At 39.7% G+C, this 22,607-nt stretch carries 17 protein-coding genes; 2 read left to right on the forward strand and 15 right to left on the reverse strand.

Annotated elements, in window-relative coordinates:
• Positions 1-19 precede the first annotated feature (19 nt).
• The 6 genes from ACQKMF_RS18165 to ACQKMF_RS18190 all read right to left on the reverse strand — a co-directional run bounded on the left by ACQKMF_RS18165 (position 20) and on the right by ACQKMF_RS18190 (position 8,999).
• Positions 20-760: a Cof-type HAD-IIB family hydrolase gene (locus ACQKMF_RS18165; RefSeq protein WP_427574488.1), complete on the reverse strand. Its 741-nt coding sequence runs from the start codon at positions 758-760 to the stop codon at positions 20-22.
• A 171-nt stretch (positions 761-931) separates the two neighbouring features.
• Entirely contained in the window at positions 932-1,927 is a 996-nt protein-coding gene (locus tag ACQKMF_RS18170; protein ID WP_101225435.1) for a cation diffusion facilitator family transporter, read from the reverse strand.
• A gap of 286 nt (positions 1,928-2,213) precedes the next feature.
• Positions 2,214-2,966, reverse strand: coding sequence for a hypothetical protein (locus tag ACQKMF_RS18175; protein ID WP_427574349.1), 753 nt, complete (start codon positions 2,964-2,966; stop codon positions 2,214-2,216).
• Between the two features lie 593 nt (positions 2,967-3,559).
• Positions 3,560-4,978: an amino acid permease gene (locus ACQKMF_RS18180; RefSeq protein WP_427574490.1), complete on the reverse strand. Its 1,419-nt coding sequence runs from the start codon at positions 4,976-4,978 to the stop codon at positions 3,560-3,562.
• Between the two features lie 814 nt (positions 4,979-5,792).
• On the reverse strand, positions 5,793-6,923 hold the full coding sequence (locus ACQKMF_RS18185; RefSeq protein WP_101225438.1) for a histidine kinase N-terminal domain-containing protein: 1,131 nt from the start codon (positions 6,921-6,923) through the stop codon (positions 5,793-5,795).
• Between the two features lie 243 nt (positions 6,924-7,166).
• Positions 7,167-8,999, reverse strand: coding sequence for a sigma-54-dependent Fis family transcriptional regulator (locus ACQKMF_RS18190; protein WP_427574351.1), 1,833 nt, complete (start codon positions 8,997-8,999; stop codon positions 7,167-7,169).
• 514 nt (positions 9,000-9,513) lie between these two features.
• Here ACQKMF_RS18190 and ACQKMF_RS18195 point away from each other — a divergent pair.
• Positions 9,514-10,995: an aldehyde dehydrogenase family protein gene (locus ACQKMF_RS18195; protein ID WP_241590872.1), complete on the forward strand. Its 1,482-nt coding sequence runs from the start codon at positions 9,514-9,516 to the stop codon at positions 10,993-10,995.
• Between the two features lie 189 nt (positions 10,996-11,184).
• On the opposite strand, the gene ACQKMF_RS18200 is transcribed toward ACQKMF_RS18195, so the two are convergent.
• From ACQKMF_RS18200 to ACQKMF_RS18215, 4 genes are all read right to left on the reverse strand, one after another.
• Entirely contained in the window at positions 11,185-11,889 is a 705-nt protein-coding gene (locus ACQKMF_RS18200; RefSeq protein WP_101225442.1) for a TerC family protein, read from the reverse strand.
• A gap of 322 nt (positions 11,890-12,211) precedes the next feature.
• A complete protein-coding gene (locus tag ACQKMF_RS18205; RefSeq protein WP_402937224.1) occupies positions 12,212-13,699 on the reverse strand; it encodes a tagaturonate reductase in 1,488 nt (495 codons plus the stop codon).
• 80 nt (positions 13,700-13,779) lie between these two features.
• Entirely contained in the window at positions 13,780-14,793 is a 1,014-nt protein-coding gene (locus ACQKMF_RS18210; protein WP_101225444.1) for a zinc-binding alcohol dehydrogenase family protein, read from the reverse strand.
• 45 nt (positions 14,794-14,838) lie between these two features.
• Positions 14,839-16,344, reverse strand: coding sequence for a UxaA family hydrolase (locus ACQKMF_RS18215; protein WP_427574354.1), 1,506 nt, complete (start codon positions 16,342-16,344; stop codon positions 14,839-14,841).
• A 194-nt stretch (positions 16,345-16,538) separates the two neighbouring features.
• Between ACQKMF_RS18215 and ACQKMF_RS18220 the strand changes: the two genes are divergently transcribed.
• Positions 16,539-17,405 carry an AraC family transcriptional regulator gene (locus ACQKMF_RS18220; RefSeq protein ID WP_427574356.1) on the forward strand — a complete coding sequence of 289 codons (867 nt, stop codon included), beginning with the start codon at positions 16,539-16,541 and terminating at the stop codon, positions 17,403-17,405.
• 68 nt (positions 17,406-17,473) lie between these two features.
• Here ACQKMF_RS18220 and ACQKMF_RS18225 read toward each other — a convergent pair whose 3' ends face one another.
• The 5 genes from ACQKMF_RS18225 to ACQKMF_RS18245 form a co-directional block, all read right to left on the reverse strand.
• Positions 17,474-18,715, reverse strand: a complete 1,242-nt coding sequence (locus ACQKMF_RS18225) for an MFS transporter (protein ID WP_101225447.1) — start codon at positions 18,713-18,715, stop codon at positions 17,474-17,476.
• A gap of 159 nt (positions 18,716-18,874) precedes the next feature.
• Positions 18,875-19,876, reverse strand: a complete 1,002-nt coding sequence (locus ACQKMF_RS18230; RefSeq protein ID WP_427574359.1) for a LacI family DNA-binding transcriptional regulator — start codon at positions 19,874-19,876, stop codon at positions 18,875-18,877.
• A gap of 186 nt (positions 19,877-20,062) precedes the next feature.
• The gene (locus ACQKMF_RS18235; protein ID WP_402937231.1) at positions 20,063-20,899 is read right to left on the reverse strand and encodes an SDR family oxidoreductase; all 837 of its coding nucleotides are present in this window, start codon (positions 20,897-20,899) and stop codon (positions 20,063-20,065) included.
• Positions 20,896-21,972, reverse strand: coding sequence for a mannonate dehydratase (uxuA, locus tag ACQKMF_RS18240; protein WP_101225450.1), 1,077 nt, complete (start codon positions 21,970-21,972; stop codon positions 20,896-20,898). Before uxuA ends, ACQKMF_RS18235 begins: the two co-directional genes overlap by 4 nt.
• A gap of 12 nt (positions 21,973-21,984) precedes the next feature.
• Complete coding sequence (locus tag ACQKMF_RS18245) at positions 21,985-22,605, reverse strand: bifunctional 2-keto-4-hydroxyglutarate aldolase/2-keto-3-deoxy-6-phosphogluconate aldolase (RefSeq protein ID WP_101225451.1); 621 nt, start codon at positions 22,603-22,605, stop codon at positions 21,985-21,987.
• Positions 22,606-22,607: the final 2 nt, after the last annotated feature.

The raw sequence follows: 22,607 nt of genomic DNA on the forward strand, positions 1-22,607 counted from the left end.
TCCCATATACAGTTTCGGTTCAATTTGAAAGCGCCCATTTACGAATTGCCTTAGCCACACCATCTTCTTCGTTTGTCGCTGTAATCCAATCTGCTTTTTCTTTCACAATTTCTTGGGCGTTTCCCATTGCCACACCCACTTTTGCTTCAGAAATCATTGCAAGGTCATTAAGGCTGTCACCCACTGCCATAACATTATCCATAGTAATATCGAGCAATGAACATACGAGCTTTATCGCTTTCGCTTTATTTACGCCCATGGCATTCACTTCAATATTCGTCGGGCTTGAATTGCTTATTTCAAAGTTTCCTTTTGACACCAGTTCATCCATGATGATTTTGCGGATGCTTTCATCATCTGTATCAAATCCGAATTTAAGCCATTGCGAATCATGGATTTTCTCAGGCATTTCAGCCCTGTAAATATTATCGCAGCTTATTGCCCAGAAATGTGTACCATGTTTTTGGCTTAATTCCCACATCCATTGTATGGAATCACTATCGACTATATTCCTTTCCACCAGTTTTCCTTGATTATCGTAAATTTCGCTTCCGTTTACCGTAATGAGAAATGATTGAAGTTCCATTGACTTTGCAAAATCACTGCATGTAGCATAGGATCTTCCTGTGCTCAATACCACAAAAACCCCTTGATTTTCGGCTTCTTTTATCGCTCTGCGATTTTCTTCAGATATCTCTCCTGTCTTATTGAGAAGCGTGCCATCCATATCAAGTGCAACTAGCTTAATATCTTGTTTCACCAATCTTATTCACCCTTTCATAATCCTTCTTTATGTAACTAAGTCCATGATAGCTTATAATGCATACGCAAGGAAAGTACGTGAATAATTGAACAGGCATTATAAGTAGTGTCGTGATATTTATAATCAAACAAATTTCTTATCATGACACTTTGTATTCTGCCATTCTTTCTACTCCCTGTCTTTTTTAATTTCATTCAATTCTTTTTTTATTTGACCTTCCCATTTTGGGACACCATCATTTTCATCGAATTCTATAATGACATCCGTTACCCCTCTTTCCTTGAATATCTCATTAAATAGCCGATCTTTAATGTCATCCGCTTGGGCAATTGAAATATGGGGATCAAGTTCGACTTCAAGTTCTACATGGAAGTCTTCCCCTTCTTTTAATACCGCCAGTTTCTGTATATCCCTTACGTCTGGATCATCCATGACCATCGTCCCGATTTTTTGTCGCATTTCAATATCGGCTTCCCCAAGAGCCCCTGCAGCATTATCAAGAAAAACCCTTCCAACCACATAGAACATACCGAGACCGATCATGACGGAAGCAACTCCTTCCGCTTGAATGAAAGGCGTGAAGTTTGCTAATAAAATGGCAATTATCGCAAGCACCCCGCCACCGGTCGCTACCATATCTTCCATGAATACTAATTTCGTCGCTGGTTTTGCTCTTTTTAAACCAGTGAAGCTCTTAAATATGACGGCTGCTCCTTTAGCTTCGATTCCAGTCTCATGCACCACTTCTTTCATCGCTTTAAATAATACATATGATTCCAACACAACCGCTAAGAAAAGGACGGACAAGTTAATAAGGATACCAGTTGATTCTGCAGGGTGCAAAATGTGATGAAACCCTTCTTTAATCGTTTCATAAGACATGATTCCGACAATCAATACTGCCCCTAATAATACTAGGTTAACCAAACGTCCAAAACCATCAGGGAATCGATCAGTTGGTGCCTTTTTACTTAGTGCGGAACCAATGAAGACGAAAAACTGATTCGCAGCATCGCCCAAAGTATGTAAAGTTTCAGCAAACATAGCGACATTCCCTGTCATGAAGTAAGCAATCCCCTTTAGCACAGCGATGATACTATTCACACAGGCAGCAATGAAAGCCGATTTATTACCTTGTTTCAATAACTGAAATAATTCTTTCATTTAAAAATCCCCCCTAATCTTTTTATAAATCCATTTTCATAATGTATTATCCCCAACACTGGAATATATGAAACCACAAAAGCGAAACCCTTAACTATACGATTTGCGAATAATTTGCATCACTTTGGTTTTTAAGTTGTATCTCCCACAAACGAATATATTCCAGAATCGGACTCATCTATTCTAATAAGTTCACAATGAACGCATCCACTTCTTTTGAAGGATGATTAATGCATCAAAAAAAGGAGTAAGCGGCGGCTTACTCCATATCAAGAACTTCAAGCGTTTATCCTTCCTTTTTCACTAACTTAGATGGATTATTTACTTTATAGCGTATTTCTTTATTATATTTTTTGTCGACCACTTTTCCATCAAATTCGATTTCGTCACCTTCTTCGAATTCAGCTTTTTTCAATGTCTTGCTATATCCACACCAAGCATCGCCGATGGTCAATTCAGGTTCCGTTGTCACTTTGACATTCTCCAAGAGTATGACTTCATCTTCTTCACCAGTAAAATGGTTCATTTTCGCCGTGAACTCCTTGACGGTCGCGGTGAAATGCACTTTTTCCCCAGGTAAGTCCAACTTAGGTTTTGCTGTCGTTTTTTTAGTTTTGGTTTTTGCTTGTTTTGGTTCTTCACTTAGCTGATCGGAGTTTTCCGTAATTGGCGCTTCCATCACCTGCTCAGTTTCACTTGGAACTGCGGCTGTTTCGGAAACCGGGCCACTCAACAATTCTTTTCCGAAACTGGAGCTTTGCATTTCCTTTAAATAGGAAGGGTTAATGCAACTAAGCTTACCATTTTCAAATTGAACGACTACAGTGTCAAGTCCGTTGCCGTATTGTTCATAACCTGCTAATTTGACCTTTGCTTGAAAACTTCCGCTTTTATATACTAGTTCTCTTTTTACCGAACGGGCAGTGAATAATTTCCATTCCAATCCTTTAGCGATATAGTCCGTATCATCTAAAAAAGGGATAAATTCTCCTTTTGGTGCGATATAATGAATCAAATCTTCAGCTGGAGTTTCAGCCACAGTAACCACTCCTAATCTTTTCTATAGATTATATTCTAGCAAAGGATTTCAAAGTTGCAAATGAATGAGTATCGTAATGGGTTGATTGCAGTCAGAATCCCGAACTCGCTTAAATCTTTACCATGAAATGAATGCGATCATTTTTGTAACCAGAAAAAAAGCTGCCCACTAAGAGCAGCCCAGACTGTGACAAATTCAAAAGAGCCTTTGCCTGCAGTTTTTTATTTGAAAAACGTTCCAGCATCTCAGAAATCCGCTCCATTTTCCGCCGACTGTCTGCCATGTCACATCAAACCGTAAAAACCATAAAGAAAAACTAGTCTTTAATATGGTTCGGGATGAGACCAGCCTACAGTTTTTTTTCTTAAAATACAATTCAGTTGATTGGAGCGGGTGTTCGAGACTCCCGCATAGAAAAGCACGTCCAAGGGAGACCCCCACAGGCGCAAAGAGCGCCGAGGAGGCTCCCGGACTGCCCGCGGAAAGCGAGTGCCTGGAGTGAAAATCAACGTTCAAAGTGTACCCCCAAAAAAGTAAAAACCATGAAGGATAATCAAGTTTTCTTTCTTTAATTGAAAAAACTACTGTATCCATTACCCTTCCTTAACGTGAATGTTTTTTAGTATTGCATCTTGTTCAGGAGTAATTACCTTTTTCTTATGATAAAACAGAAAGTATGACCCAATTACTAGAATAGTGAGAAGGGTTGTAAGAAAGAATTGCAATCTCATGGAATCAATGAACGCCTGAGCAACGAATATAATAAATAATACGGCAATGGTCACGTAGGTTAAATAAGGGAATAGCCACATTTTCACTTTGAGTGTCCCGGGATTTTCTTTTTCCGTCTTTTTCCGTAAATATAGATGAGAAAAGGCGATAAAGATATACATGATCATAGTGACTCCTCCAGAGCTGTTTGCGAGGAAAGCAAACAATTTATCAGGAGAAACAAATTTAAATGTCGTGAACACGTAAGAAAAGAAAACACTTGCCATTAACGCCCAAATCGGGATTCCCCGCTTATTCACTCGGGAAAGTATTTTCGGTGCATCACCTTTTTTTGATAAAGAATATAACATACGAGAGCTTGTATAAAGGCCTGAATTCAATACAGAAAGCAATGAAGTGAAGATTACGATATTCATGATTTGACCCGCTGCCGGCAGGCCTGCCATGTCAAATACGCTGGCATAGGGGGTTTTCAGTAAATCTTCAGCCCCTTGGGGGATTACGAGAACCAACACGGTCACTGAACCAACAAAGAAAAGAAGGAGACGCCATACAACACTGTTTATGGCTCTAATAATATTTTTTTCAGGGTTTTCAGACTCTCCTGCAGCAATGGCAGCTACCTCACTTCCCGATAAAGAGAAAGTAATGAAAATTACACTAAGAAGGACAGGCAGAAACCCTTTTGGTAAAAATCCTCCATCTCCAGTAATGTTTGAAAGGCCTGGAGAATCAAATCCCGGAACAAATCCGAAAATCATGGCGGCACCCAGGAAGAGGAATATTACAATGGCAGCCACTTTCATGAAAGCTAACCAGTATTCAAATTCCCCATAAGCTTTGACTGAATAGATATTCGTAATCGTCATTAATATAGGGAAGGATAGACTAGCAGCCCACATGGGTATACCAGGAAACCAATCATGAATCATAGTACCCAATAACGTAGTTTCTATAGCAATGATGATAACCCAGTTGAACCAGTATAACCAGCCGATCGTGTATCCGGCCCAGGGACCAAATGCTTGATGCGCATATGTTGAAAAGGATCCGCTATCAGGATTTACCACAGCCATTTCACCCAGCATACGCATTATAAGCACGATCATCAATCCAGCGATTATATAGGATAAAATAGCACCAGGCCCAGCTGAATCTATTATTGTTCCGCTTCCGATAAATAGTCCTGCCCCAATTACCCCGCCAATAGAAATCATTGTGACATGCCTGGTCTTAAGACCATGTTTCAATTCATTTGTTTGAAGTGCCACTATTGTCACCATCCTTTAAAACTGTCTAATTTCCGTTTTGTACAGTAAACCATTGCTCATGGGTACCTTAGTAGAAATCTTTCATTCAAAACGATGTTTACAGTGCAGTCCTATTCCCGTTTCATCATTAGTTTTAATGAGGCCAAATTCACGATCGTTATATGTATATTGCACAGCATATACTCTATTAACCGTAACCGCTTTTCGATTTATATTCCCTCTTTACTAACATCAGCACCTCAACTGAAAGTACAAAGAACCTTGCTGTTTTTGCACTTTTTGTTGAGTGAAGTCCTTTTATGTAAAAATATAGATATCCCGCTCTACCCTTTCTTTCCTTACACTTCCTTTTTAATAAAAGCACCCTCTCTCACTAAAATTTTATACATATATAATAAAAGCAATATCCATGCCAAAAAAAGGATAGTTATTTTATTAGGGTTTAACGCTTTTATGTATTTAAAACGATTCAATATTGAATTATTTTTTCAATTTTCGATTCATACATTAATTATCGACCCTTTTCGATTCATAAACGAATCAAAAAATGACAATTTATTTGTTTTCTTTTATTATTTCGACACATATATACTGAAAAATACAGGGATAAAAAAGAAGATGCTAAAATCCTAATTATGATTTCTTGGCATCTTCCAAATAAATTTATTTTCACTGAGAATGATTATATGTAAAACACCGGCAGAACCGGTATGCCCCTCCTTATAATAATTAAAACTCTATGTTTACAAGCTTCGAAAAAATTCGATATGTATATAATGCTGTATGTAAATTACCCTACTGATATGTATGAAACCCTTATGATTCAGTACTGAACTTCGGGGAAATGGATGCTGAATGTGGTTAAATTTTCATTGGAGACACAATTCATATATCCATCATTACTTTCAATGATCTTTTTACATACGTATAATCCAATTCCCGTTCCTAATTCTTTCGTTGTGACAAAGGGCTCAAAAATAGATTCGATCAATTCACTGGCAATGGCCGGTCCATTATTTGAAATTCGAATTATTCTTTCATTCGCCTCAATTAAAGAGTTTATCCTCAAAATTCTAGGATGTTCCTTATCCTTTAAGGCATCAATGGAATTAATAAAAAGATTCAAGAACACTTGTTTTAACCCATCCTTGCTCGCTGTCATGACGAAGTTTGGATAAATATCTATTTCCACATTAACGCTGGCATCCACAATATTTGCATATGTCAATTCTTGTATTTCTTCAATTAACTTTAATACGGCAATTTCCTCTCTTTGTTCCTCATTAAAATCAGATTTAGAGGTATGGAGGAATTGGGTTATCCTGAAATTCAACTGGTTTAACTCATAATCTATGATATCCAAATATTTCAAGTCAGGATTCTCCCGCTTCAATAATTTATTGAACCCCATTATAGCTGTAAGAGGGTTACGGAACTCATGTACAAAGCTTGATGATATTTGACCCAGTACCGCTAATTTATCTTTGTGGTTTTCACTAATATAAGACTTTTTTTCCTCAATCACTTCATTTGTAAGATTCGTATATCTAGTTACTGCATGGTAGCTGAACGTATCAAAGTGCAGGTTAATGTCATTAATGAATCTCTGCATATATTTAATTGGGATATTGGCGCCAAAAACATTTCTGATTATGATATTTCTTCCCAAATTGATATTATATAGAAAATCCCCAATGTTGATATTTGCTTCAAGACGTTCTTTTGCAACTTGGTAAGCCAATTTTATCAGCACATCATCAGACAATACCTCCTTGAACGTTTGGATGACCAGTGAGTACATCCCATAACCATTTTCCTTAATTCTATCTTTGTAAGGGTCTATTTCATTGATCTTAATAGTCTCGTTCCATTCATTTAAAAACACAGATTCATTTTCTTCCAAATATTGAATCAATATATGTTTATACTTCTTATGTTCAGATGACAACTCCATACTATTGACCACACATCCCCTTGCGGAATTTAGTTACTACATCAATAACATCATTCTATATGAGATTTTGATATCCTGCACTTCATTATTTATTGTTTTTTAGGTGAAATGTAGCTTATAAGGAGACAGGTATGCTAGTCCGCATATAGTTACTTGCGATAACAAAGAACCGACCAAATCAGGTCGGGAATCTGAAATTGTCATAAAAAGATCCTTCATATTTTTTTATATACTGTGAGTCTCTTACTTTTGAAAGTTGATTCCATACTTTTTCATTTTTCTATATAGCGTATTACGGCCGATGTCGAGTTGTTTCGCCGCGTTACTGATATTCCCATTTGTTCGTTCCAATGCATTCCTGATAAGTAGGGTTTCTTGTTCTTGAAAGTTTCTTGGTTCTCGATCGGCATTTGCCCCTTCCTCATGCGTCATGGAAGAAACAGGACAAAGTGCCGCAACCAATTCCCTTGTAATCGGGCCATTATCAGCTAGGAATGCAGCCTGTCCCAGCACATTTTTCAATTCACGGAAATTACCTGGCCACGAATATTCCAAAATGAATGTTTTAGCTTCGTCAGTTAGTTCGGTATGTTCGCTCTTATAAGGTAAATCCATTAAAATATATTCTGCTAACAGCAATAAATCTTTACGACTCCTTAGATTTGGAAGTTTTAAAGACAATCCACAAAGACGGAAAAATAGATCTGCACGGAATTCCCCAGCTTCAATTCCTTTTTGTAAGTCTTTGTTGGTGGCGGCAATGACCCTTACATCGATTGGAATGGAAGCATGTCCTCCGACGCGCGTCACACATCGTTCCTGAAGCACACGGAGCAGAGTCGCTTGAGCTTTAAGCGGCATGTCCCCGATTTCATCCAAAAACAGGGTACCGCCATCTGCAGCTTCGAATTTCCCCTTATGCCCCCCGCTTTTTGCGCCAGTAAAGGCACCCTTTTCATATCCAAATAACTCACTTTCCAATAAGTTTTCGGGAATTGCGCTGCAATTGATGGCGATGAATGGTTCATCACTTCTTAAGCTAACCCCATGAATGGATTGAGCGAACAGTTCTTTTCCCGTTCCGCTCTCCCCAGTGATTAGCAGGCTGATATCAAGCGCTGCAGCTCTTTTAGCAATGGATATGGTTTGATTCATTTGCGGATCATTACTTATTATATCGGTAAATTGATAACGATTAGTTTTTAAACCATCAATCAATTTTTGTTTTTTTAACCTTACGATCACGGAGGATTGATGTTCTATATTTTTACCAAGGGTTTGAACCAGGAATTCCTGGTCCTTAATTGAAACCTTCTGTTCTAAAACAAGTGGGTCTGTACCTGATATTATATTCGATACTGGTTTTTCCATTGTGCCGATTACATGTGACGCCGCTATATTGAGATCTGTAACTTTTCCCTCTTTATCAAGGGTAATTAACGGATCAGGGTATGAATCATATATAAAATAAAGGTTTTTCTCCCTTTTTTGTGTATGTGACAATAAGAGTGCTTGTTTGATGCTATCAGCCACCCTCTGAACTAAACTAATGGAAAAAGGATGATAATTCTGTTGATGACTGCTTAAATTCAGAACACCAAGCAGATGCCCCTCAGGGTGATAAATGGGCGATGCGGCACAAGTAAGGAAATGGTTATCCTGATGAAAGTGTTGACTGCCATGAATTAGTACAGGGTTTTTCTCTACTATGGCTGTTCCTATCGCATTTGTTCCTTTTGATTCCTCTAGCCAATTAGCCCCTTTTCTTAGGGAAACATTATCTGCATGCCGAATGAAAGCTGGATCCCCAACTGTTTCAATGATATATCCTTCAGGAGCAGCAAGTAATAAAATGGACTCCAAACCATTAATCGAGCGATAAACTTCTTCTAAAATGGGAGAAGAATGGTACAGGAGTTCCGCATATCGATCGTGGTATTCGGCCAACTCGAATGCACCAAGCATATCTTCCCTATCCATCATGCTTGGCTGAAGTCCCTTCGAAATGCACCGCTGCCATGATTCTTGAATAAATGCCGGTACGGTTCCTTTATCCGAGCTTATATTAACAGACATTGAATAATCCTCCCGTATGTATAATCCAGTAAATCGGCCACTGTTTTTTATTCAATTTCATTAATGAAACTCTATGTAATCCAAAGTTTCAGAGCATTTAGGGTTCGTTCATTCAATTTAATTATAACAGAAAATTCAGATACCCACCAAAATGAAAACGCATTATGCCAACTTCTAATCTTTTTTGTTCCATATTGGTACAACTTCCTGTTCCAATATGGAACAGTTTACCACCTTCCCATGTCCCTCCAGCATCTTCTTTAGCTGGTTTCATTGGTTTTTTGTTATGGCATAAGTCTTGCATAATTACATGTCGAGAAATTGATTCCTTATGATAAGGGGGGAAAGAATTCAAGTAATCCAGTTTTAAAGATATTCAGACTTGCTGCAAGTCAGTCAATGAGAATAGTATCAAAAACATAAGATTATGCCTGATCCTTTTACTTAGAGGAACGCAATTGTCCGAACAAAACAAATATCGAACTTAAAATCCAAATGAAAAGGGGTATTATACATGGAACAAACTATTAAACTTAATCCGAGAGTGCAGGAATTCTTGAAGGGCACTAAAAAGCTTTTGATTAATGGGGAATTGGTGGAAGCTGCTTCAGGAAAAACCTTTGAGACCCTCGATCCTTCAAACGGCAAGGTTTTAGCGGTTGTGAGTGAAGCAGGTCCGGAAGATGTAGATAAAGCAGTCAAAGCAGCCCGTAAGGCTTTCGACAACGGTCCATGGAAAAAAATGAGTGCATCGGAACGCAGTCGCCTCATTTATAAATTAGCGGACCTCATGGAGGAACATAAAGAAGCGTTAGCACAATTGGATACCCTGGATAATGGCAAGCCGATTGGCGAAACCACCAATGCCGATGTCCCCCTTGCAATTGATCACTTCCGTTATTATGCTGGATGGACCACTAAGATAGTGGGACAAACAATACCTGTTGCTGGGAATTACTTCAATTATACCCGTCATGAAGCAGTCGGGGTGGTAGGGCAGATCATCCCTTGGAATTTCCCTTTACTTATGGCCGCATGGAAATTAGGCGCAGCCCTTGCAACCGGATGTACGATCGTTTTAAAACCAGCGGAGCAAACGCCGCTTTCAGCATTATATTTAGGTCAATTGGCGCTTGAAGCTGGTTTTCCTCCTGGCGTTCTCAATGTTATACCTGGATTTGGTGAAACAGCAGGGTCACCGCTTGTAGATCATCCTGATGTCGATAAAATTGCCTTTACTGGTTCAACCTCAGTAGGGAAAATGATCATGCGCCAAGCTTCGGGAACCGTGAAAAAAATCTCGTTGGAATTAGGCGGGAAATCACCTAATATCATTTTACCGGATGCAGATATGAGTAAAGCCATTCCTGGAGCTTTAATGGGCATCATGTTTAATCAAGGACAAGTTTGCTGTGCCGGTTCCCGCCTGTACATTCAAAAGAAATCCTATGATAACGTGGTAGCTGACTTAGTGTCCCATGCAAAAAACATTAAACAAGGGGCCGGTCTTGATCCATCTACCCAGATAGGTCCTTTGGTATCCAGTGAACAAATGGAAAGAGTCGGCGGTTATATTGAAAAAGGAAAGTCTGAAGGAGCTGAAGTGGTTACCGGGGGTAATTACGGACAAGGAGAGGGTTATTTTGTAACTCCTACAATATTTGCAGGCGTTGAAGACGAAATGACAATCGCTAAAGAGGAAATCTTCGGTCCTGTTGTAGCTGCGATGCCTTTTGACGATTTGGATGATGTGATAAACCGTGCAAATAACTCAGAATATGGATTGGCTGCAGGTTTATGGACACAGGATGTAAAAAAAGCCCATTATGTGGCTAATGAATTAAAAGCAGGTACAGTTTGGGTAAACTGCTATAACGCATTTGATGCAGCTTCCCCATTTGGCGGTTATAAACAAAGTGGAATCGGTCGGGAAATGGGCAGTTATGCTTTGGATAATTATACGGAAGTCAAAAGTGTATGGATTAACTTAAACTAATAAATAGGGTGAATGCTCCATATGCTCATTTGGCTAAGATATCATGATTGAAGTGCATGTTATCGTTTGCTAATTCGCAAAAGGATGTACCAAAGTGCGGACTTTGGTACATCCTTTTTCTTGTTTTGTACTTATATGGCATAGACAAAAAGAAGAGACCTTTCATTTCGAAAGGTCTCTTTGTATCAATTATCCATTACGTTCGATTTGCATTTTTTCTCTGTTTGCTTTTTCTTTTTCGATATTTTTCTGTCTTGAAATCCCGGCTACCAGGATTCCAATTACCACTATTGCTTCAAATCCATATTTAATGAAGGGATTTGCAAAGTAGTCGTGCATGAAAGGTTCAGCTACGATCATTTTAGAAGCTGTCCAGCCTAGTATTCCCGCACCAATTATTATGATGAATGGGAAGCGTTCGATCAGTTTCAGGATCAAAGTGCTTCCATACATCACTACTGGAATTGATACAAGTAAACCGATCACCACTAAAGTGAAGTTACCATGAGAAGCACCTGCAACCGCTAGGACATTGTCCAATCCCATCAATGCATCTGCGATAATGATGGTTTTTATAGCAGCCCACATAGAGTCTGCAGGCTTCACATCATGTTCTTCTTCATCGATAAGGAGCTTATAAGCAATCCATACAAGAAGTAATCCCCCTATTAAATGCAGTCCCGGCACCTCTAATAGCCAAACAACAAGCAGCGTTGCAATGATCCTTATCACAATTGCGCCGACCGCTCCCCATATTATCACCTTTTTTTGCTGTTCTTTTGGAAGCTTTCTTGCAGCCAATCCAATAAGGATCGCATTATCACCGGCTAGAACCAAATCTATCATAATGATCGCTAAAAGTCCTGAAATGAATTCACCTGTTAAAAAATCCAACACAAATTCCTCCTTTTTACAAAAATAAAGAGACCTCTGCCATAAATGGCAAAGGTCTCGCTAAGCACTAAATGAATTAGGCCAATAAAGCCGGTGGGATTCCCACGTAATGACGACTTTATTTCAGGTTATCCCTGACGCTACTCCCCTTCACGGGAATAAAGAATATGTAATTCTTTTAATATCTTTCCATTAGGAAACTACCAAGAAAAAATATCACTAATTCAGTATACCAAAAATACAAATAAAATAAAGAAAAAAATAATAGATAGTAATGTTATTCATGAACTTAACCTTGTGGAATTCCTTTCAACGGATAATTTCAGTCAATCATCCCTTCTAGATATTGGCATAATTCGTTTCCAAGGTTAGGGATACCGCTCAAATCCTTCCCCCATAGATATTGATTACTCAACGTTGCCTCTACCAATTGTCTAAGCGGGATTTCTTCCCTCTCATAACGAAGCCATTGTTCCCTGAAAAATTCAATTACCTTTATATCATCTCTAACGACATAGACTTTACCCGCAAAGCTTTTACCAATATAACTCCCCTTGGTTTCGTTAACCCTATAAAATCGGATCAGGCCCGAAAAGCCTTTTACGATACAGTCGGGCAGCCTGCCTTTCGCCTTATGATATTCCTCCAAGGTAGGCAGGAGACGAGCCTTGAACTTCGAAATACTGTTCAGCGAGATATCGGCCAGGAGGTGATGTACAAAAGGATTCTTAAATCGCTCTAGAACACTTTCCCCATATTGCATCATCTCATTTTGATCAAAAGGTAATGAAGGAATTATTTCCTTTTCGATGGCATTGCTCAGAAATTGGCTGAATTCCGGATGATCGATTGCCTGTTTTACTTCTTCCAATCCAGATAAAATGCCTAAAGGAGCCAACAAGGTATGTGAACCATTAAGTATCCTTACCTTCCTCATTTGATAAGGTGTCAAATCTTTTACCCAATGCACATTTAAGCCGGATTGTTGTAAAGGAAGACGTTGATCAATACAAGGGTCACCTTCAATCGCCCATAAATGGTAGGGTTCTGCCGTATTTAGCAGAGTATCCTTGTATCCCCATTCAGCAAATAGGTTGTCCGACTCATTGGCTGGAAATCCTGTAACGATACGGTCTACAAGCGAGTTTAGGAATAGGTTGTCCCGGTCCACCCACTCCATGAATGGCTTTGGTAAATCCCAATCCCTGCTATGCTTAAGAACATATTGCTTCAATGAATCACCATTTCTCTCTAAAAGCTCACATGGAAGCATGATCAGTCCCTTTTTCGCATCCCCGTTGAAATGCAGATAACGATGATACAAAAAAGAAGTCAGCTTTCCTGGAAAAGATTCAATCGGCTTTCCTTCTTCCAAAGGAATCGGCTGGTATTTGAGTCCTGCTTCAGTCGTGTTGGAAACTACAAATTCCAATTCAGGATTTTCTGATAGTGCTAAAAATTCCATCCATTCTTCATATGGATCAATTACCTTTGAAAAAACGGAAATGATCTCTGTATGTTCCACTTTCCCGCCTTGGTGAAAACCACGTAACATTAATGTATACATTCCATCTTGCCGCTTTACTTCCTCTATTTTCCCTTTTCCGGCGAGGCGGGGCTGGGTAACTGCAATACTTCCCATGAAATGTCCTTGTTTATTACATTCATGAATCATCCAATCAAAGAAGCCTCGAAGAAAATTCCCCTCCCCTATTTGCAATACTTTCATGGGAAGTTCCATCATATGTGAATATTGGGCAGCGTTTGTATCTTTACTCAGATGCTTCAGTTGACTTTTATTTAGGTTCATGATCAAGGAACTCCTTTCTAATAGAAATATCCAATTCGGATTGCGTTTTATGTGGTTTCCTTATGACAGCGTACTAATGTTCATATTTCGACAATGGCCTTGATCACTTTAGCTTCAGGAGTTAACCAACCTTCAAACTGATTGATCATTTCATCCAAATGTGTGCGGTGGGTAATATACTGGCTCATATCCAACAAATCATTTTTCAGCGTATTCACGACATAATCAAAGTCATCCCTTGTTGCATTGCGGCTTCCCATTAATGTAAGCTCTTTACTGTGGAACTCAGGGTCATTAAAGGAAATATCCGCTTTAACTAAACCTACATAAATCAATCTTCCGCCGTGAGCAGGGTATTTAAATGAATCCATCATTGACTTAGCATTACCTGTCGCATCAAATACCACGCTTGGCATATCTCCATTCGTCAATTGGGCTAATTTCTCCATTGGATTCTCCAAAACATTCAAAGTATAATCGGCATTTGCCCACTTGCCGGCAAACGCAAGGCGTTCATCATTTACATCCATTGCGATCACCTTAGCACCCTGTTCTTTAGCGAATGCCATGACTCCCAAGCCAATTGGCCCAGCACCAATTACAAGTGCAAATTCCCCTTTATGAATAGCAGCGCGCCTAACTGCGTGAGCCCCTATACTTAAAGGCTCTATCATTGCGGATTGGTCAAGTGTGAGACCCTCGGTTCTCACCAAATGATTATAAGGAACCGTAATCCACTCACTCATGCCGCCTTCAGCATGTACACCCAACACTTTCATATCCGTACAGCAATTCGTTTTTCCACTTCTGCAAGCCAGGCATTCTCCACATTCCATATAGGGGATGATCGATACTTGATCCCCGACATTAAGCCCAGATTCATTTTCCGGTATCGACTCAATAAAACCGGATAATTCATGGCCAAGTATTCGAGGATAGCTAAAAAAGGGTTGATTGCCTCCATAGGCATGAATATCCGTTCCGCATATACCTATGCGCCGCACACGAATCAAAGCTTCCCCTGAGTTTGGAACTGGTTTTTCCGACTGTATCATCTTAAATTCAAAAGGTTGTTCACAAACGATACTTTTCACTGAATAACACTCCTTTTTAATAGCTTGATAGAAATTGTGTATGTATTAGAGAATGACTCCTTCTTTAAAGATGCTTATCTCCCTATATCCGAATTTTTCATTATTCGTTTTCTTTTTACCTGTTGAAAGCTCAAGAATGTAATGGAATAAATCGTCCTTTAATTCATCGATCTTTTGACCTTCTATCAACCGCCCGGCATTATAATCAATCCAGTGCTTTTTACGATCGGCTAAATCCGAATTCGTAGCTATTTTTACAGTAGGCACGGGTCCCCCAAACGGCGTTCCCCTTCCCGTAGTGAATAGAACGATATGTGCGCCGGCTGCTGCCAAAGCCGTCACCGAAATCAGGTCATTGCCAGGAGAATTGATTAAATTCAAACCATGCTTCTCTACTCGTTGTCCATATGGGCTTACATCCACTACAGTGGCATGGCCCCCTTTTTGTGTACATCCAAGTGATTTTTCCTCCAGTGTACTTATGCCGCCTTCCTTGTTTCCAGGTGAAGGGTTTTCATAAATTTCCTGATCATGGCGAATGAAATACTGTTTGAAATCATTAATAAGGCCAACGATTTTCTTAAAGGTTTCTTCATCCCTTGCCCTGTTCATCAATATCGTTTCCGCTCCAAACATCTCAGGAACCTCTGTCAATATCGTGGTCCCGCCATTTTCCACAATAAGATCGGAAACAGCACCAACCAATGGATTAGCGGTAATGCCTGAAAAACCATCGGAACCACCGCACTTCAAGCCTATTTTCAACTTTGAAACTGGTACGGTCTGGCGTACGAACCTTTCCGCATATTCCACTAATTCCCCCATTAAACGTAAGCCGCTCTCCAATTCATCTTGAACCTCCTGGGCTTTTAAAAATTTAATCCGATGAGGAGGAAATTCGCCTATGGCTTCTTTAAATGCTTCGATTTGATTGTTCTCACACCCTAATCCTACAACTAAAACCCCTGCTGCATTTGGATGTTGAGCCAAGGCTGCCAATAGTTTCTGCGTATGGGTCAAATCATCTCCCAATTGAGAACAACCGTAGGGGTGGGAAAAGTGATGAATCCCATCGATTTGACGATCTTTAAACTGCTCATTGCCCATTTTAGCGAGAAGTTCACATGTTTTATTGATGCAGCCTACCGTATTGATGATCCAGATTTCATTCCGGATACCCACTTCCCCATTTTCACGGATATATCCTTGGAAGGTATGATTTTGACTTGGCTTATTTGTATCTTGAATGCTAGGTTGATAGGAATAATCCAATATACCATGCAAACCGGATGCTAGATTATGGGTGTGAACCCAATCGCCAATGGAGATATCTTCTTTAGCTTTTCCGATCGAGTAGCCAAATTTGATTACGTCCTCCCCTCGTTTAACCGGTTTCACTAACATTTTATGCCCTTTAGGAATGTCGTCATTTGCCTTGATATGGATCATTCCACTGTCTTCTGTTTGAATCTGGAAGCTCTGTCCTTTATGAATTCCCTCCAAGGAAATAACAACATCATCATTTGAATGCAATTGAACATATTTATTCATTTTGTCCCTCCTTATCATGAGTAAGACGTTCAGAACCAAACGTCAATTCATTCCGAAAGCCCTTTCATTTTTCCCTTGAATTTTTTAATTTTTAAATCTATTTTAATTTTAACATCAATTTATGAGATATAAATTGCGTTTTTTGCTATAAATATACTCATTCTTGTTGTATTATACTTTCAGGAGATGAACAAATGAAAAAAATTCATAATGCATTAAACCATGATTTACTCTTCCCATTCTCATTTGTCTATCAAGATACGAAAAGTCCCCAGAATGAATTGTCCGATCATATGCATGACTATTATGAAATTGTTTATGTTTATAACGGTAAAGGGACCTTTTTTATCGGTGATGTGTTTTATGATATGCAGCAAGGGGATGTATTCCTGATCCCGAATAATACCATTCATAGGGCATTACCGAATAAGGACGACCCTGTCACCTCCACCATTATCTTTTTCAGTCCCACATTAATATATAAAGATGTGGTTGATGATTCTTTTTCATATTTACACTTGTTTGATCTGACAAAAAAGAGTAAGAATTACAAAATATCATTGCCGCAGAAGGAACAAGTAAAGTTGGAGGAACAGCTACAGCTCATCCTGCAAGAAACAACTAGCCAACTAATAGGCTCGAGGCATGCTTGTTTGCTGATCGTTCATCAGATCATACTTGATTTATACCGTACCCGGATAAATGGCAAAGAGGATTTATCCGAGGGCAGCTATAGCTCAGAATGGATCAAAGATATTTTAATCTATATTAATGAACATATTGATGAACCATTAACACTGACGGCACTTGCACAAAAAGCTTTGGTCAGTCCCGCTCACTTCAGCAGAGTTTTTAAGGAAACGACTGGAATTGGCTTAATCGTATATCTAAACACGAAAAGTATCATCAAGGCAAAGGAACTTTTGCTGGAAACGAATCACACCATTGCACATATTGCTGAAATGTGTGGTTTTGAAAGCATGCCCCAATTTTATCGTACCTTTAAGAAATACAATGAAAAGACACCAGCTACATTTCGAAAAGAAAATCGTATTCGCTAGGCGTGCCTAATACAAATGAAAAATGGAAGTGTCTTCCCTTTGGGAGACACTTCCATTCTAACAATCTATTACGCAGGCTTTACTATCGGTCGTACAAAACGGATGACTGCAAGCGATGCAACGATGGCCAATCCACCAGCAAGCAAGAATGCAACTGTGTATGTGCCTGAGGTATCGACAATGTATCCTGTTAACGTCGGTCCGATGATTCCTGCTGTATTTGCCAAGAAATGCATAAAACCTCCAACAGATCCAACATTACCAGGGTCTACGACATCGTTGACGATTGCCCAGTAAATGGCACCAGTCAAATATAGGAAGAAGACGGAAAGTGCTACAAGCGTTACCGCACTGACCGTCGTGGATACAAGTCCGGCAAAACCGATACATACTGCCGATAAGAACAAGCATGTTACAAGCACGAGTTTACGTGAGAATAAAACACCTTTTTGAGCGAATTTTTTAAAGAAGAAATCCGACACGAATCCACCCAAAGCAAGTCCGATGAATCCAAAGATCCAAGGAATCACTGTAATGATACTCATATTTTCCACACTTAGGCCGCGTGCATCCACCAAATAGCTTGGGAACCAAGTTAAGAAAAAGAAGAGAATATAGTTGTAGGAGAAAAAGGCTAGAGCTGTAAATAAAACAGTTTTTTGTTTTAAATAAAAGGTGAATTTCACCTTTCCTTCCGATGTTGCCGCTACATAAGATTTTCCTGTATGTTTCTGTTCTTTGGACTCTTGTGGTTTTTCTTTAACGAACTTCCACCAGCAAATCGCCCAAATAAGACCAATTATCATTATGGCAATGAAAGAAACTCTCCATCCATATGAGATGGCAATGAATCCAACTATTGGACCTGCGATTGCGCCACCAAGCGGAGTCCCGCTATTCGTCAGACCAACGACAGATGCCCGTTGATTTGACGGGAACCAGTTATTCACCATTTTATTGATGGTTGCTGAAAGAGGGCCTTCGCCCATCCCAAACAAGATGCGGATGACTATCATACTGGCAAAACCGACAGCAAGCACAAGTGCACCACTGAATAATGACCAAACGATCATTGCCACGAAAAGCGTAAGCTTTGCTCCCCATTTATCGGACGCCATGCCTCCAAGGAAGTTAAATACGGCATAACCAACTGAAAAGCTACTAAAGATAATTCCCATCTGTGTTGCTGTTAGGGATAAATCATCTTGGATGAACGGAGCTGCAATGGATAGTGCAGATCGGTCCAGATAATTTATTACCCCTGCCAAGAACAAGAAAACGATAACCATTCCTCTACCATTTGAAAACATAAAGAACCCCCCTATACGTTTCTATAAATGCAGCAGCATTTTTGGAAACGTTTCCATTTAATAACCAAGAGTAAAACCTATATGACCCAAAAACTAAATCGGTTTAGAATCCCCGTAAAAAAAGCGCTTTCTTTTTCACAGGAATTCTTACATCCGAATCTAGCAAGAATTCCTTGAAAGCAAAGTCGGTTTCAAGCGATGGACGCTTGTATCCTCTTTTCCTGATTTATTGATTTGACTAAGCAGTAACTCTGCTGCCAAGTTTGCCATTTCAATGGCCGGCTGATTAACCGTTGTGATGGTCGGTGTATAGAAACTGGCATAAGGAACATCATCGATACCTATGACCGCTATGTCATCAGGTATATTGATTTCGTGCTGTTTCATATAACGCAATACTTCATTAAGTACGATATCATTTCCTGCCAAAATGGCTTGAGGCGGCTTTTCCAATTCGAAAAATTCTAAAAGCGCAACCGGAATTTCATCTGCATTCACAGTTTTAATATATTCTGAATTGAATGGTACCCCATGTGACGCGAGTGAATCCTTGTACCCTTTGATCCGTTCGATTCGAGGACTGATATCGCGTATTATTGAAGTGGTTATGATTGCAATGTTTTCAAAACCCTTTTCAATAAACCGATCGACCGCTAACTTGGAAGCAAGGTGATTATCGAGCATGACTGTAGCAATATTCAATTCTTCGATCGTCCTATCCATGAAAACAATCGGGAATTGATCACTCTTCATACGTTGATATAAATCAAGATTGTCCCCTGTGGGGAAAATGATGATCCCATCCACTTGTTTAGCCCTTAGCATTTCAATATAATTCTTTTCCTTTTCAGGATTGTCATCTGCATTGCAAACGATAATGTGGAACCCTTGTTCATAAAAGTAGTTTTCTATAGCTCTAATAACTTGCGTTGAAAACGTGTGAAGGATATTGGCAACCACTACCCCAACGGTAAAAGTGGATTTTTGTTTTAAACTGCGCGCTATTATATTAGGCTGATAGTTTAACTCTTCTATTGTTTCTTCAATCTTTTTCCTTGTTTTTTCACTCATATATTCATAGCGTTTGTTCAGGTATTGGGAAACTGTGCTTTTTGATACTTTCGCGTGATTGGCGACATCAGTAATTGTAATGGTTTTCATTTCATTCATTCCTGTCGTGTGATTTCAATTTTTTCTGCCTAATACCAAAATGGCTTATATATAAGGAATATTCTATTATAATAAGTAAAGCTTTACAATCACCATCTGATGCAGTAAATAGACAATTTCCCAACCCGTTGAACTAATTTAAATCTTAACTTGTTCGCCTTTTTATTGGACCTGGCTTCAGACGCCCGAATATGCCATGAAGCCCCCATCGACCGGTACCGTAATTCCTGTGACAAAGCCCGAATAGGATTCATCAACGAGCCAAAGCAATGTACCAAGTAAATCTTCAGGCTGCCCGAAACGCTTCATGGGTGTTGAAGTAATGATTTTATCAGACCTTGCCGTCAGACTGCCATCTTCATTAAGCAAAAGATCCCGATTTTGCTTCGTCAAAAAGAAACCTGGAGCAATGGCATTCACCCGTAAACCTTCTTCGGCAAAATGAACAGCCATCCACATGGTAAAATTATTTATCGAAGCTTTGGCGGCACTATATGCTGGTACTTTAGTCATTGGAGCGTAGGCGCTCATGGAAGATATATTTACGATAACTGGTGCTTCCACTTGCAATAATTCTTTTCCAAAAACCTGACTTGCCAAAAATGTACCGGTAAAATTACTGGCAAAAACTTGGGAGAAACCATCCTCATCCAGATCAAAAAATGATTTTCCTTCTGCTTCTTCCCCATATTTCTCTGGAGAAGTAATGGCATCAGGATGATTGCCACCCGCTCCATTTATTAATAGATCCACTCTTCCGAACGTATCAATTATTTTCCCTCTTGCATCCTCCAATGAGGTTCTATTCAAAACATCTGCCGCGATTGATATCGCAGTTCCCCCTGCTTGTTCAATGAGTTCGACCACTTCTTGACCTTTTTCTGCCGTTCTGTTCAATATAGCTATCTTGACACCATGACGGGCCAATTCCACAGCCATTTTGGAACATAAAACACCGCTGCCCCCAGTGATGACTGCCACCCTGTTCGTTAAGTTTTCATGTATGGGGATCATGATTCCCCACCTGATTTACCAGCTTCATATGCATCCCATAATCCGAGCAAATACATGATTCCCAATGCTCGGTCATATAAACCGTATCCAGGGCGGCAATCTTCACCCCATATATGGCGGCCATGATCCGGTCTGACATAACCAGTATAATTTTGCTTATTCAATTCTTCCACGACGCCCTGTATATTGATGGATCCATCCTGGGTATGATGGGATGTTTCCACAAAGTCGCCATTTTCATAAATCTTCACATTTCTTATATGGGAGAAAGGCGAACGGTTTGCATACTTTTTAGCCACTTGGACCATATCATTTTCAGGGTTTGCCCCCATCGAGCCTGTACACATGGTGAACGCATTCGACGGTGAATCCGAAATCGAGATCAGTTTTTCATAGCTCGACTCTCCGGTGATGATTCTTGGCAAGCCAAAAATGGACCATGGCGGATCATCCGGGTGTATTGCCATTTTTATACCGCAAGCCTCGGCAACAGGTAATATTTCTTTTAGGAATATTTCAAGATTCGCCCACAGCTGCTCTTCGTCCACAGTTTTGTAAGCTTCGAATAATTCAGAGATTTGATCCATCTTTTCTGGTTCCCAACCTGGTAAAGTTAAATCTGAGGCTTCCGTTACCGTACGAATTAAATCTTGTGGATCTAACGTATCCACTTTCGCCTTTTCATAAAACAGGGCAGTTGAGCCATCTTCCAAAGGATGGAACATTTCAGTCCGAGTCCAATCAAAAATCGGCATGAAGTTATAACAAATGACTTTCACTCCAGCTTCCGAAAGATTCCGGATCGTCTCTTTGTATTTCTCTATATATATCATGCGATCTTCGTTACCCAATTTAATCGATTCATGGACATTTACACTTTCTACGACATCCGTGTGAAAACCAAATGATTGGATATACTCGATTTCTTTTTTAATTTCTTCCTTTTCCCATACCTCACCAACAGGTTTTTGGTGAAGTGCCCAGACGATCCCTTTCACTCCAGGAATCTGTTTAATGTGCTCCAATGAAACGGTATCATTGTCTTTCCCGTACCATCTAAATGTAATGTTCATCATGCACCTCCGTCATTCCGCAATTTTCTGCATGTATTTTCTGCTTAACTCCACTGCGGCCTCATAGCCGCCATTCTGATAGGCTTTGTTCAAGTCACTGCCGATACCGATTGCTACCGCGCCTGCATTAAGCCAGTCCTTCATGTTATCTAAATTTATTCCGCCTGTTGGCATGATCCTTACATTGGGCAGTGGTCCATTAACCGACTTGATGAAAGAAGGTTCGAAATGGTTTGCCGGAAATAACTTTAAAACATCACAACCTGCTTCCAATGATGTAGCCATTTCTCTAATTGTCATGCAACCAGGCATATAGGGAATGCCGTATCGATTACATAGTTCGGCTACTCCATTGACAAAATAGGGACTGACGATAAAATTGGCGCCAGCTAAAATCGCATGTCGTGCCGTTTCAGAATCAAGTACCGAGCCTGCCCCTAAGAGTGCTTCCGTATTTTGCAGTTCTTTGAAAGCTTCTTCAATTCCCGGTGTTGTATAAGTCAATTCGATTGCCCGAACACCTCCTTCTACAGCTGCGTTAGACAGCTGTACCGCTTCTTTTGCATCCTGTCCCCGGATAACAGCTACAACTTTCGTTTCCGTTATTTGATGTATGATTGAGTGTTTATCCATGA

The sequence above is a fragment of the Peribacillus sp. NPDC101480 genome (assembly GCF_050277335.1).
Classification (GTDB): domain Bacteria; phylum Bacillota; class Bacilli; order Bacillales; family DSM-1321; genus Peribacillus.